Source organism: Cohnella pontilimi (assembly GCF_005049045.1).
GTDB classification, from domain to species: domain Bacteria; phylum Bacillota; class Bacilli; order Paenibacillales; family Paenibacillaceae; genus Cohnella; species Cohnella pontilimi.
Window position 1 is genome coordinate 181,955 of the sequence record NZ_SUPK01000009.1, and the last position, 12,444, is coordinate 194,398.

Consider the following 12,444-nt stretch of genomic DNA (forward strand, 5'->3'; position numbering starts at 1 on the left):
TGTTGTATGTTGTATGTACAGTGAAATGAGGTGTCCGGCATGATTCCATTCCGTAACAGCTTACCTTACGATATTGTGATGAAAGATGTGTATGTTCCGGAGTGCCCATTTTGCGGACAAACCCATGTACTGCTGCCCATCAAACCGGATGAAGTCCGGGATTTGCGAGGCAGTGTCCGCAAGCGCGCAGTGGTGTTCCCTTGTTGTCATACCCGGTTGCAGCTTGTGGACGCCGACGGCGACTACTTGCTGGCCGACCGCCCGTTGAACCGGAAGTAACGTTCGGCCAATTGATGTTCAAGCTCAAGCGCCGGTCTCTTTCATTTCTTCGGGCATCTCCAGGCCTTCGTTCATGATCTCTTCGCGGATAGACTGCCACATTTCACGCGAAGCCCGGATCATCGAGGCATCCGTAATGTTTTTATCCTGAATGACACGGCCGAACCACCTGACCGCCTCTTGATATTGTTTAAGTCTCCGGTGAAGTTCCCCGATCAAGTACATGAGACGCGCGTTGCTGAGTGAATCGCGCTCCGTTTCGAACACCCGTATATAGGCTTCCACGGCAAATGCGAGAAATCTTTTTTCTTGTTCCTTGTTGCCCATATAACGATACAACCAAGCGATATGATGCAGCAAACCGGCGATGACCCTGTCTTTTTCATCAATCGCTTGCCCGCAAAGCAATGCCAGCTTGTAACATTCCATGGCATCGCTCTGCGTACGTTCTCCTGCAAAAGCTCTCGTTATGATACGGTTGCCCACTTTTTTGTCATACGCTAATCTTTGCTTGGCACTCAGCTTCTCCGTGAAATGCTCGGTAGATGCGAAGCCGCAATGCGGGCAAACCCGCACGACGTAAAAATCGGGATTGACCGAGTTGTAGTGCGAGCAAAAGTCGGAATCTCTGTGTACCGCTTTTTTAAAGCTCGGACGAACGCGGGAGGTTTGAAAAGTCTCTTCGCAGCACGCACAGGTCACCTTGATTTGAAAAAGCGGATCCAACACCGATCATTTCCCCTTCGAATTTAGCTTTCATCTTCCGAATTGATGAAATGATGAGCGGGTCCGGACAATCGTTCAATCACGGCTTCTTGGAGCGGTTCTGAAATATTCGTCTCCGCCAGAGCCTGTGACATGCAGGAAAGCCACGCGGCCGCCCGTTTGGGCGTTACAGGAAAAGGCAGGTGTCTGCCTCTCATCATCGGGTGTCCATACTTTTCGGAATACAGCGGCGGACCTCCGAAAAATTGGGTAAGAAACAAAAATTGCTTGTCCATCACCGGCTGGATGTCTTCGGGAAACAGGGGAGACAGCAGCGGATTCGCTTGCACTTTGGGATAAAATTTTTCAACCAATTCTCGAACGGCGGATTCTCCGCCTATCGCATCAAACAATGTCTCATTGCTGTACAAAGTTGTCCCTCCACCTTGCAATATCCGACTTTCGGCACTCCCCATTATACCACAATAAGGCACAGAAACCCTGAATAATAAAACAAAAATCGCCCCGATGGAGGGGCGGAAGTGTCGTTATTCTATAGGCCTAAAGCACTCAAATCTCTTCTTCCGGCGTAACCAAAGCTTCACGAATGACATACACGAAAGCGCATACAAGCAACCCCGCCACGATTCCTGTCATTCCGTCCTCACCCCAACTGTGCCGTCAACCGGCATATTCTGGTCCTATTGTACCATAGAAGATATTCAAATTTCTATCCTTTTTGTAATCGTTTGCAGACTAAATTTGTCCTGTTAAATACGGGAAAGTATCGGGGAACGGCTTCATACATTGGACAAGAAGGGCAAGACGGAGGTGCGCCGTGGAGATTCGATCGCTCGAAAATAAACAGGTGCCGGAGTACCGATTCAGAGGTACCGGCGCGCTCGCCCTGGGAAGTGCGGTTTTGTTGGTGGGCGGACTGGCTTTGGCCATGCCTGACGTGGCATTGAGCGCATCTTTGCGCGGGGTCAAGGTGTGGTGGGAAGTGTTATTTCCCGCACTGTTCCCGTTTTTTGTTCTCTCCGAGCTGCTGCTCGGATTCGGAATCGTTCATTTGGCCGGCACGCTTCTCGATCCTTTGATGAAGCCGCTCTTCCGCCTTCCGGGTGCAGGCGCGTTCGTGGTGTCCATGGGTTTCGCTTCCGGTTACCCGGTGGGTGCCAAGCTCACTTCCAGACTGATCGAACAAAAGCTCGTGAACCGGGAACAAGGGGAGCGGCTCGTCGAAATGACCACCACCTCCGATCCGATCTTCTTGATTGGCGCGGTGAGCGTCGGATTTTTCGGACGGCCGGAGGCCGTTCCGGTGCTGGTGCTCGCCCATTATGGGGGCGCTTTGCTGCTCGGATTTCTGGGCCGTTGGAGGGAGAAACCGGAATCCGCAGCCCCAAGTGCCGAACACAAGTCCATCGCATCTCCCAACCCTGGCGCCGGCAGACTCCGTTCCGCCATTGTGTCCATGCACCTTGCAAGGCAAGCGGACGGCAGACCGTTTGGCGTACTTTTAAACCAATCGATCCAATCTTCCCTTACCTTGATGGTCATAGTAGGCGGCCTCGTCGTTTTTTTCTCCGCCGCTCTCGATTTGCTGGTGCAGAGCGGTGTGTTGACCCCTATGCGCCAGGCTTCCGCCTGGATCCTTTCCATGGCCGGGATGCCTGCGGAACTGTCTTCCTCCTTCATTAAAGGCACCTTTGAAGTGACATTAGGCGCACGGGCGGCGGCAGAAGCAGCGGCGGAAGGCGCTCCCCTCCCCTTGGTCGACAGGCTGGCCGCAGCAGCCTTCGCCTTGTCTTGGGCCGGCTTATCCGTACACGCCCAGGTAGCCGGCTTGATGGGCCGCACGGGCTGGCGGTACGGTCCTTTCGCGCGCACACGTTTCCTCCACGGCTTATTGGCGGCCGGTCTTGTCTATGTTTTGTGGCCATTATTCCACTTTGCCTCGGCAGCCGGTTTACCCGTCTGGTTGAATGCTGCGGCCGCCCCGCGTATCGAACACGTGCTGTGGCCGCCTCTCTTGGCGATCGCCGTCTTGGCATCACTGACGGCTGCGGGTGCTGCCGCTTGTCTGATCGGAGGTTTACGGCGCCGCTAAGATCGAAATGCCCGCGTGAGGATTGTTTTCCCGACCTTTATTGTTTATGATCGAATAAAGAAAACAGGGAATAGCCCTCGCAAAGGAGCGTCACCGTTGAAATATGCGCTGCTCGACCGCGGAGATCGATTGTCCCGGGAACTCTCGGAACAATTTCAGACCCTGGCGGCGGCCCGCGGGCTTACGCCGGACGACACAGCACCCGAGCTCGTTCTTTCCATCGGAGGGGACGGCACGCTTTTGCAAGCATTTCATCGTTTTAAAGACCGGGTGGACGATGTCTCCTTCGTCGGAGTTCATACCGGACACCTTGGGTTCTATGCCGACTGGCAAAAGGACGAGCTCCCCACGCTCGTCGAATTTATCGCAACCAAACAACCGTGGAAGGTGAGCTATCCGCTCATCCAGATCGATATCGTCACCGATGCGTCCACCGTCTCGCATTTGGCGCTCAACGAATTTTCCTTGAAAAGCGTCGACGGCACGCTGGTGGCAGGCATCAACATTAACGACGAGCCTTTCGAAATGTTCCGGGGAGACGGCATCGTGGTCTCCACGCCTTCCGGAAGTACGGGGTACAACAAAAGTTTGGGCGGAGCGATCATTCATCCGTCCCTCGAGGCCATTCAAATCGCCGAACTCGCCTCGATCAACAACCGGGTGTACCGGACGCTCGGCTCTTCGATCGTACTGCCGAAGCATCATCACTGCGATATTACTCCGGACCCGGAAGAGCAGCTCTATCTCGGCATCGATCACCTGGTCATGCCGATGACAGGCGTACGTTCCATCATCTGCCGCGTGGCGGAATCGAAGATCACGTTCGCCCGTTACCGCCCGTTTCCGTTCTGGAATCGGGTGAGGAGCGCATTCATCGGCTCCGAGAATTGAATCTAACAAGCAAAGGGGATGAACCTCACCGGTTCATCCCCTTCTCGTTCTGCAGTTATTCGTTGCCGCGATTATGAAAATCCGGCCTGTTTCCGGCTTCGCGAGGGCCGCCCTCGGGCCGGTTGGGCTTGCCGCCGAAGCGATTTCTGCGGCGGTTTTTGCCGGGCCAGCGGCCTCCGTTCTTGGCGCCTTCCGGCCGTTCCGCGGACCGGACCGGCTCTGCCGGCCTAATGCTGCCGCCGGCCGCGGGTCTTTCGCCCCCTTGCGGACGCGGCCCCCGCTGCCCTTGCGGCCTTCCGCCCGAGCGGCCTTCCGCTGCGGCGGCTTGTCCGCCGCCGGAACGTTTGTCCGCTCCGCCGCCGTACGGCCGGCTTCCCTGCCGTCCAAAGCCGCCATCACCTTGGCGGGACGAACGCGCATCGCCGCCGGTCTTGCCTGCCGCCGCGGACTGCGCCTGCTGATTGCGGCGCTCCGCCTCTTGCGCGGCACGCGCGACGGCTGCCGCCCCGGGGACGCGCACCGGTCCGCCCGGCCTCTCCTTCAGCGGCCAGCGCATTAACATGCCGCCCGTCGCCGCTGCCGCCGTTTCCGCCGTCGTCTGCGCCGCCGCTTCCGAAGAAGCGGCCGACTCCGCCGCGGATTCCGGGGATTGGACCGACAGGCCCAGATCGATAATTGGAGTTCCCGGCGGCAATGCGTCCACATCCGCCCTCGTCAAGACAAAATAAGCGCAGCCGAAATTGCAATATTCGTTCAAATAATCGACCAGGCTGGAAATCGTCGTTTCCTTGGTCGCACGCGGATGACCGTCCTTATAAAAGCCGCGGAGCCTGAGCTGGCTGTAACCCCAGTCGCCCACGATATAATCGTAGCGGTCAAGCACCTCGCTGTAACGTTCCTTGAACGCTTCCGGGTTCCATCCGTTTTTGTGCTCATGCACGAGTGTAAAGGCGTTTCCGCCTGTCGAAACGATCACGGTATCTCCTCCCGGTTCAAGCCTTGCCGGCTTCAGCTGCCGCCGCGGACTTGACCTGTTCGTGTGCGTGATAGGAGCTTCGTACGAACGGACCCGACTCTACATGAGAGAAACCGCGGGCCAATCCTTCTTCTTTCAGCCGTGCGAATTCATCGGGATGTACGTATCGCTCCACGGCTAAGTGTGTTGGAGTCGGCTGCAAATACTGTCCGAGCGTCAAAATACCGCAATCGACCGCGCGCAGGTCGTCCATCGTTTGCAGCACTTCTTCTATTGTTTCCCCGACGCCGAGCATCAAGCTGGACTTGGTCGGAATGTGCGGTTTCAACTCCTTCGCCCGCCGCAGCAGTTCCAAGGAACGATGGTATTTAGCCTTCGCCCTCACGCGGTCCGAAAGCCGTTCCACCGTCTCCACATTGTGATTGAGAATATCCGGGTTAGCATCCATCACGATTTTCAGCGATTCGAGATCGCCCTGAAAATCGGGAATCAGGACCTCCACGCTGCACAGGGGCAGCCTTCGGCGAATCGCCTGTATGGTAGCCGCGAATATGGACGCGCCTCCATCCTTCAAATCGTCCCGGGCCACGGAGGTGACGACGCAATGCCGCAAGCCCATCTGTTCGGCCGCTTCGGCGACGCGCTCCGGCTCCTGCAGATCCAACTCGGTGGGCAGTCCCGTTTTGACGGCGCAAAACCGGCACGCCCTCGTGCAAATATCTCCTAAAATCATGAACGTCGCGGTACGGTTGGCCCAGCATTCGTAAATGTTGGGGCAACGCGCTTCCTCGCATACGGTATGCAAAGTCCGGCTGCGCATCATATCTTTGAGCTCGCGATACGGCTCGCCGGTCGTGAGCTTAATTTTCAGCCAGTCGGGTTTTCGCGGTTGTGCCTTGCTCGTCATCGCTGTTCCCCTCTTTCTGTCCCCTATTATAGCATGATTCGGATAAAAACCAATGATTTGCAAACCCTACAGCTACCTGTGAAACGAGGCGGCATGGTCGTATTCCGCCGTGAAGGAGGGCATCCGCATTGCTGCGGCGAAGACAATCCGGCGAACACCGGCGTTGCCGCTTGGGTAAAGCGGCTGTAACCGGTATTCTTGCATTTTTGTGCTTGTCCACGTTATCCGTACCGTTCGTACATGGGGACGAAAAACCGAAAACAGCGCCAAACGGAGCGGAAACAGTTCGCCGGCTGTACGAGAAGGTCGGCCGATCCGTCGGACTTCCCCCGCACCTGGTCGCTGCCATCGATCGTTACGAGCTGACGATCAGCCGTGCCCGCCGAAAAACGAGACCGCTTGCTCTCAACGCTTTAACCGGCATCTACATCCCCGACACCCGATGGGCTGGCGAATTAAACCCGGATCCGGGCGATACGGTACCGGTGTCCATCCGGTTTTTCGGCGGGATCGGACGGGACGGTTCCGGCGACGGCATCGCCGACCGCCGGAACGACGTCGACCTTCTATATACCGTGGCGAGCCGGGTACGCGAATATGGTTCCGGAAACGACGACTTCGCCATCGGCCTGTGGGAATATTACCACAATATCCGCGCGGTCCAACGGGTCATGCAATTCGCCAAACTGTACGAAGCGTTCGGCAAATCAGATTTGTCCAAGCACGCATTTCCTCTGCCTCTCAATTCCAATTACACTTATCGCAGCACATGGGGCTACAGCAGGAGCTGGGGCGGGTATCGGATTCATGAAGGCACTGACCTCTTCGCCGGCTATGGCGTGCCGGTCCGGAGCACAAGCTACGGTATTGTCGAATTAAAAGGCTGGAATAAATTCGGCGGCTGGAGAATCGGCATCCGTGACCTGGATAACTTGTATCATTATTACGCCCATCTGTCGGGGTACAACAAATCGCTCAAGGTCGGAGACCTTGTCCGCCCCGGAGACGTGATCGGCTGGGTCGGCAGCTCCGGTTACGGACGACCGGGTACGCAAGGCAAATTTCCGCCGCATCTCCATTACGGGATTTACCGGGACAGGGGGATGGTCGAGTGGGCGTTCGATCCGTTCCCTCTGTTGAAACAATGGGAACGGGAAGAACAAAAAGCGCTCCGGATGAACCGGAAGCGCTAGTGGGAAGCGGACGGCTGCGGCTGGGACGGCAGCGAAATCGCCGGAGCCTGAGGAGCTTTGCTGCCTACCGCGTTACCTTGATTGTCATAGTAGTACATCGGCACATTGCCCACGACAAGCGCGTAGGACAACGGGATTTCCGTCTCCAGCGTGTCGGGATCCTGATCGAACGGGATCACGACGGCAATTTCCGTGCGGATTTTGATAAATACTTCCACGAGCAGCATGTTGATGCCCGACTGGGTCTGGCGGGTCCCGACTTCGGCCCGCACGGCGCTCGCCGGGTGAAAGCTGACCGAAACTCTCGGACCGAATGCCGACAGCAGCGGACTGTTCATCGCGTGCCCGATCGGAATATGTTCGGGAACCTCTTCCTTCTCCTTCAATACCCGCTCCACCGTTTGAATCGTCCGGGAAGTCAGCTTCATCTGCTCCCGGTAGTCGATCAGAAACCCGGTAACCTTACCCTGGCTGTCGAGCTTCCAGCTGATCATTTTGTCGGCATCCGCCGTTTGCGCGATTTCCTGCGTAATGGCCGTATTGATCGCTTCCGTCGCCATTTGTTTGATTCGTACCTTCGCCAAGAACAGCAGCGGCCCCTTGATTTCCTTATCGAAAAACACAAAAGACTGAACGATTGCGAACAGCAGGAGAAGCAACAGGAGGATCGCCCATTGCTTGCGTCCCAATTTCTTGCGCCGTTTGGGCGGACGCGGCGTCCATTTTTTCGCCTGCATCCCGCCGGATGAGCCGGAACCGGGCAGCCGCCACTTCGGCGATCCCCACCGGCGAGGTGCCGGCTTCGGAGGCGACCAGTTTCGGAGCGCCGGAAAACCACTTCCCCATCTGCGCCGCATGAGCGACCTCCCCGCATGCAAGTCCTTTTTCTCCGTTGTCTCATGAATATGCCGCGGCCGCCAAAAAAAGAAGGAAGCGCAGTCCGCGCTTCCTTCCTTTACGGCAACACCGGCTCTGTCCGGTACTCGGGCTCGGGAATCGAGAGCAGCAGTTCGCGCACCGATTCCAGCCGGTTATAGGCCGGATCCAGCCATTTGTCCATCGCTTCCCCTTCCAGGATGAGCGGCATGCTGCCTTCCGCTCCGTAACCGGACGCGGTCACGATCGTGCACATCGGATATTCCTGTTTTTCCGAGTCCAGCCATACGTCGAACAAACCGGCCACGCCGAACACCCGCTTTTCCGCATGCCGGCGGCGGTAGACCGCGATCCGTTTTTTCCCTTCCCGGCGTTCAAAAAGCAGTGCGCTGCACGGGATGACGCAACGTTTTTTGGCGAGCATGTTCAGCAAATAACGTTTTTCTCCCAAGGTCGCTCTGTCCGCATGAAGGGAACTTTTGCCCCAATACGGCATTAACCCCCACCGCTGCGCGCTCAGCCAGCGCTGTCCTCCGATCGGCCGGATGACGGGAATTTGACCCGTCGGCTCGTACTGCTCCTTTTCGAAAAATGCGTACTCGATCCGGTCCACCTTGAATTCGCTCGTCAAGTCCGCCAGTTCTGCCGTCAAAGCGTATCGCTCATTCATGGATGTCACCACCGTTTCCTCCGATAAATGGATAGGATTAACGGTAGCTTCCTCTTTTAAACGCGAAACAATCCATACCCCGGCAGGTCGACAATCGGCTTGCGGTCCGCGGCCAGCCCCGGCTCGCGGCCGTGGAGCGCCACGTCCGCGAGCCACCGGGTGAAACCGGCGACGTTCATGCCTTCCATCTCCTGTGAGCTGAAAAACCCCGCCGCATCCACTTCAAATCCGTCCGGCTTCGGTTCGCCTGCGACATACTCCATCGAGAAGGCGATATACACGTTATGAATGCTTCTCGGCTGATCCCGAACGGCTACGATGTTTTGGACAACCGCCCGGACGCCGCTCTCTTCGAAAACTTCCCGCTCGATCGTTTCCGCGATCGGTTCCAGCTGCTCGATATAACCGCCGGGATTCGTCCAAAATCCTTTACCCGGCTCTTGCGCCCGGCGCACGAGCAGCAATTTACCGTCCTTGACCACGAGCGCTCCGACCCCGATACTGTAATTCCCCCAATGAACGAAAGCGCACTGTGTGCACGCGTTTCTCATCGTCCCGTCGAAGTCTCGCCATTCCATCGCATGTCCGCATAAACTGCAAAATTTGGCTTCCAATAGGCCACCTCGAATTTCTAGATCGCTTTCCATATGTACAAGTCGATTATACTGCCACCTCACTACATTCGCGAATGCAATCCTTATTCCTTCATCTACGCAACAAGCTCCTCTCCTAAAGGAGAAGAGCTTGCGCCATAAGACGAATTGACCTCTAAAATTTTAAGCTGTACCGGGAATCCGACAAAATCGACGCCACGACTTCAGCGGTCTCCATACTTGAGATGTCCAGCAGATGCTGACGATTGATCTCCAGATTCGCGAGTTTCTGCATCAAGAACACGGACCGGTTGATCAAATACTCGTCTCCCCGCTTTTTGAGTCTCTGCGATAAAGCTGTCTCGTCCGCCCATAGTACGATGTATCGAATGTCTACGTCTAAATCCTTTAACTTCTCGCAAAACCACATGAGCTCTTCTTCCACCACATAATCAACTACGACATCGAAGCCGTGCACCAAGAAATTCCGGGTCAACAGCACGATGTTCTCCCATGTCATGGATATCAGCTTCTCCCAGGGGACTTCCTGCACAGGCATGTGCATGAGGAGATCCCCTTCGAGTCTGACCGCTGCGCCTTGCAATGTCCGAGACAATTCCCCAGCCGTAGTGGACTTGCCGACGCCGACTGGGCCGGAGATGAGATAGACGGTTTTCCCGTGATTTTGTGGCAAGCGAATCATCCTTTGTGCCTAATTGGTAATTAAAAGAGTGCGGGCTTAAGCGTCCACGATTGCAGCTTAGACATCCGAATAATACGAGGCGCTTTAAAATCCTCGGGGAAAATGACCCACCCTTTTCCCCAATTATCGTCGTCCTTGGCATGAATTTGCGACCGGAGACGGCCTTGAATAACAGGCACTTCATCCTTATCCGTCAGCCCTTCGTGAATTACTCGTGCCAAGGTGCAGGTCAGGTCCACGGGATTGATCCTGGAGGAACCGGCCTCGAACGTGTCAGGAAGCTGTTTGTAACCCAATACACGGGGATATGCCTTGGAAATGGCCTGTTTAAGATCCGCCACCTTCAGGGAGGACACAGGATCGCTGGCCTCATCGGTCTCGGGCCCGTATATCAGCTCCGGCTTGAGCGGCTTTTCCAGCAAATAGCTGCAAAAGAGAGAATGAAGATCCGAAGCGGATAACGAGTACCCCTCAAACTGCTCAAAATAAAGCTCGTCCCCGATTCGGGCGGCGATCTCCTTCACCTGCTCCCGGGTCAGCTCTTCCTTCGCTGACCGCTCCAATTCCCGCGCTTGGATGGAGGTGATATATTCGACGTTATCTTTTGAGAGTGTGTAATCGAGAAACTGCCCCAGCATCTGCAAATAGTGCTCCATTTCCCCGGGAGGCCTTAATGGTGCAGGCTTCCATTGCTCGCGGGGCGTATTTCTTCCTCTGGAGAAGTTCACATCATCCCAAAACCGCGTGGTTGCGAACTCGGTGGGATGATAAACGATGCTCACAAATCCGACGGATTCCCCGGAAAGCTTCTCATAGATCTCGTCGAACTGCCGCTTCGCCGTTTGTAAACCGTCTTCTGTCAGCTCCATCCGCATAAAGCCGGTCAGCTCCATGAAGTTCAGCACACCCCCATACCAATAGGGCCGGCTGTTCAAGGTGATCTGCTCGTGATTATCCAAATAGACCGGCACTCCCCATTTCAGAAGCGCAGGAAACGTCTGCGGAGCCCAGGCACCCCCCGGCTGCCCGTAACACGTCACCGGCATGCCCGTAATCCGCTCCACGTCGCGAAGACCCGGATGCTCCTCCCGGTCGAATTGTTCGGCGCCATTGCGGAATCCCATCGGCTCCAAATATTCGCTGATCGTCGGGTGAACGCTGTGATAGTCCGTGTGGTAACCGACCTCATGCTTTTTCAGCTTTTCGAGTATGTCGATCCGGTTATGTGCCTCCAGCGCCCTTGCTTTTTCCCCTACCAGCTTGAAGACGCCCGGAATGCCCCTCTCCTCGCAGAGGTTCAATAAGCCGAGCAACGCTTCCTCCGACTCCGGCGTCGTATAATCCTCGACATCGAACCAGAACAGCACTTTAATGTTGGCCATGTCGCACTCCTTCATCCGATAGATTTCGGGCCTCTTCCCGTAAAATAAAGCCGCCGGCACTGATCATCCGATTCCCTTGCGCCATGAATTCGAGAATCGCGCGCCTAAGCGCCGTGTCCCGAGGTGCGGTGGCCGGATCGATATGACGCTTGCCGAACACCCGGCTGAATGTCCATTCTTCCATCGATTTCAGCGGAAACAAGTGAAAATCGTTGAGAAAACGCACGATATTCGAGCTCTCAGGCAGAAGCCGGCGGAACTGCGGGCTGAGCAGCCATGAGCCGCAGGCGAACGCCTTGAATTCGAGTTCCGGAAAATATGCCGAGTAAAATTCGAGTGCCAGCTTATAAGATTTACGGCATAACTCGTGCGACATTTTGCCGCCTTCCGGGATATGTACATGCAGTACAGGGTCGTTCTCCGCGAGAACTTTCTTCCACTCCTCTTTCGGAAGACACAAGGTTTCCCGCCGAGCGTATCCGCCGCTTGAAATCGGCGTCCCTACAATCGCCCGTTCTCTCTCTTCGTACGAGGATTCCCATCTGCCTTCCTCGTCGGACATCCCATTGTTACCATCGATGAGTCCATGCCGGTCGTACCAAATACTCGCCGCGGACAAAGCGGCAACTTCTCCGGTTCGGACGTGGCGGAAAACATGAATCTTGTAGCCAAAAGGATCATGGACAAACTGCAATCTCCCCAACCGGAACAATCGGCCGGTGAAGTGCAGCTTGAGCCAGTCGAAGTTTTCAAAACCCCATTTACCGTAACGGCGCCTGTAATCGCGGATCCAGACCGTCACGTCTTCCATCGTATCCGTTAAAATACCGGGAGGAAGACCTTTTGTCCGATAGTCATCTATCGTGTCCGGCAGGCCGGAGATCAGCACGACGGCGTAGAACATGCCGGTTTGCTCCCCGAGCAAATGTTCAAGCGCCTCGTATTCCGGCCACAAATCATCCGTCAGTTCATCCGTTTCCCATGAACGGAACAACTTACCGCGGCTCTCGACTGCCCATTCCGCCAGCTTGCCGTTCTCCCGCATGAGCCGCATGGCCGTTTCATAAGCACCATAGATATCGGGCGGAAGCCGCAAAATCTCGTTTGCCGTCTGCAAATAGGATTCGGATAAAAAGCCGGTCTGCATGTTGGGGAC

14 protein-coding genes are annotated in these 12,444 nt (G+C 55.9%); 4 read left to right on the forward strand and 10 right to left on the reverse strand.

The features are described 5' to 3' along the window. Nucleotides 1–39: 39 nt before the first annotated feature. Nucleotides 40–279 carry a hypothetical protein gene (locus E5161_RS17940; protein WP_136779265.1) on the forward strand — a complete coding sequence of 80 codons (240 nt, stop codon included), beginning with the start codon at nucleotides 40–42 and terminating at the stop codon, nucleotides 277–279. A 24-nt stretch (nucleotides 280–303) separates the two neighbouring features. Here E5161_RS17940 and E5161_RS17945 read toward each other — a convergent pair whose 3' ends face one another. Both E5161_RS17945 and E5161_RS17950 read right to left on the reverse strand, forming a co-directional pair. Next, nucleotides 304–1,008 (reverse strand): DUF2225 domain-containing protein, encoded by a 705-nt coding sequence (locus E5161_RS17945; protein WP_246042395.1) that lies wholly within the window; start codon nucleotides 1,006–1,008, stop codon nucleotides 304–306. A 20-nt stretch (nucleotides 1,009–1,028) separates the two neighbouring features. Continuing rightward, nucleotides 1,029–1,415 carry a globin domain-containing protein gene (locus E5161_RS17950; RefSeq protein ID WP_246042397.1) on the reverse strand — a complete coding sequence of 129 codons (387 nt, stop codon included), beginning with the start codon at nucleotides 1,413–1,415 and terminating at the stop codon, nucleotides 1,029–1,031. A gap of 407 nt (nucleotides 1,416–1,822) precedes the next feature. On the opposite strand from E5161_RS17950, the gene E5161_RS17955 reads away from it, so the two are divergent. Together E5161_RS17955 and E5161_RS17960 are read left to right on the forward strand one after the other, a co-directional pair. Next, nucleotides 1,823–3,097 carry a nucleoside recognition domain-containing protein gene (locus E5161_RS17955; RefSeq protein WP_211246762.1) on the forward strand — a complete coding sequence of 425 codons (1,275 nt, stop codon included), beginning with the start codon at nucleotides 1,823–1,825 and terminating at the stop codon, nucleotides 3,095–3,097. A gap of 96 nt (nucleotides 3,098–3,193) precedes the next feature. Next, nucleotides 3,194–3,988: an NAD kinase gene (locus tag E5161_RS17960; RefSeq protein WP_136779267.1), complete on the forward strand. Its 795-nt coding sequence runs from the start codon at nucleotides 3,194–3,196 to the stop codon at nucleotides 3,986–3,988. A 55-nt stretch (nucleotides 3,989–4,043) separates the two neighbouring features. On the opposite strand, the gene E5161_RS17965 is transcribed toward E5161_RS17960, so the two are convergent. Beyond that, a complete protein-coding gene (locus tag E5161_RS17965) occupies nucleotides 4,044–4,964 on the reverse strand; it encodes a YutD family protein (RefSeq protein WP_246042399.1) in 921 nt (306 codons plus the stop codon). A 16-nt stretch (nucleotides 4,965–4,980) separates the two neighbouring features. Then, the gene (lipA, locus tag E5161_RS17970) at nucleotides 4,981–5,871 is read right to left on the reverse strand and encodes a lipoyl synthase (RefSeq protein ID WP_136779268.1); all 891 of its coding nucleotides are present in this window, start codon (nucleotides 5,869–5,871) and stop codon (nucleotides 4,981–4,983) included. Nucleotides 5,872–5,999: 128 nt separating this feature from the next. On the opposite strand from lipA, the gene E5161_RS17975 reads away from it, so the two are divergent. Further along, entirely contained in the window at nucleotides 6,000–7,064 is a 1,065-nt protein-coding gene (locus E5161_RS17975; RefSeq protein ID WP_246042401.1) for a M23 family metallopeptidase, read from the forward strand. Here the strand turns inward: E5161_RS17975 and yunB are convergent. The 6 genes from yunB to E5161_RS18005 form a co-directional block, all read right to left on the reverse strand. After that, complete coding sequence (gene yunB / locus E5161_RS17980; protein ID WP_136779269.1) at nucleotides 7,061–7,921, reverse strand: sporulation protein YunB; 861 nt, start codon at nucleotides 7,919–7,921, stop codon at nucleotides 7,061–7,063. The two genes, E5161_RS17975 and yunB, sit on opposite strands and share 4 nt — an antisense overlap. 98 nt (nucleotides 7,922–8,019) lie before the next feature. Then, entirely contained in the window at nucleotides 8,020–8,610 is a 591-nt protein-coding gene (locus tag E5161_RS17985) for an SOS response-associated peptidase family protein (RefSeq protein WP_246042414.1), read from the reverse strand. A gap of 56 nt (nucleotides 8,611–8,666) precedes the next feature. Further along, nucleotides 8,667–9,188, reverse strand: a complete 522-nt coding sequence (locus E5161_RS17990; RefSeq protein ID WP_246042404.1) for an NUDIX domain-containing protein — start codon at nucleotides 9,186–9,188, stop codon at nucleotides 8,667–8,669. 190 nt (nucleotides 9,189–9,378) lie between these two features. Continuing rightward, the gene (locus tag E5161_RS17995) at nucleotides 9,379–9,897 is read right to left on the reverse strand and encodes an AAA family ATPase (RefSeq protein WP_246042406.1); all 519 of its coding nucleotides are present in this window, start codon (nucleotides 9,895–9,897) and stop codon (nucleotides 9,379–9,381) included. Nucleotides 9,898–9,926: 29 nt separating this feature from the next. Next, nucleotides 9,927–11,288, reverse strand: coding sequence for a polysaccharide deacetylase family protein (locus E5161_RS18000; RefSeq protein WP_136779273.1), 1,362 nt, complete (start codon nucleotides 11,286–11,288; stop codon nucleotides 9,927–9,929). Then, nucleotides 11,275–12,435, reverse strand: coding sequence for an acyltransferase domain-containing protein (locus tag E5161_RS18005; RefSeq protein ID WP_136779274.1), 1,161 nt, complete (start codon nucleotides 12,433–12,435; stop codon nucleotides 11,275–11,277). The genes E5161_RS18000 and E5161_RS18005 overlap by 14 nt, the downstream gene beginning before the upstream one ends. Nucleotides 12,436–12,444 lie beyond the last annotated feature (9 nt).

Bases quoted from the DNA above. Each gene is read 5' to 3' on its own strand.
- E5161_RS17940 (WP_136779265.1), top strand. From the start codon at position 40: ATGATTCCATTCCGTAACAGCTTACCTTACGATATTGTGATGAAAGAT.
- lipA (WP_136779268.1), bottom strand. From the start codon at position 5,871: ATGACGAGCAAGGCACAACCGCGAAAACCCGACTGGCTGAAAATTAAG.
- yunB (WP_136779269.1), bottom strand. From the start codon at position 7,921: ATGCGGCGCAGATGGGGAAGTGGTTTTCCGGCGCTCCGAAACTGGTCG.
- E5161_RS17985 (WP_246042414.1), bottom strand. From the start codon at position 8,610: ATGAATGAGCGATACGCTTTGACGGCAGAACTGGCGGACTTGACGAGC.
- E5161_RS17990 (WP_246042404.1), bottom strand. From the start codon at position 9,188: ATGGAATGGCGAGACTTCGACGGGACGATGAGAAACGCGTGCACACAG.
- E5161_RS18000 (WP_136779273.1), bottom strand. From the start codon at position 11,288: ATGGCCAACATTAAAGTGCTGTTCTGGTTCGATGTCGAGGATTATACG.
- E5161_RS18005 (WP_136779274.1), bottom strand. From the start codon at position 12,435: ATGCAGACCGGCTTTTTATCCGAATCCTATTTGCAGACGGCAAACGAG.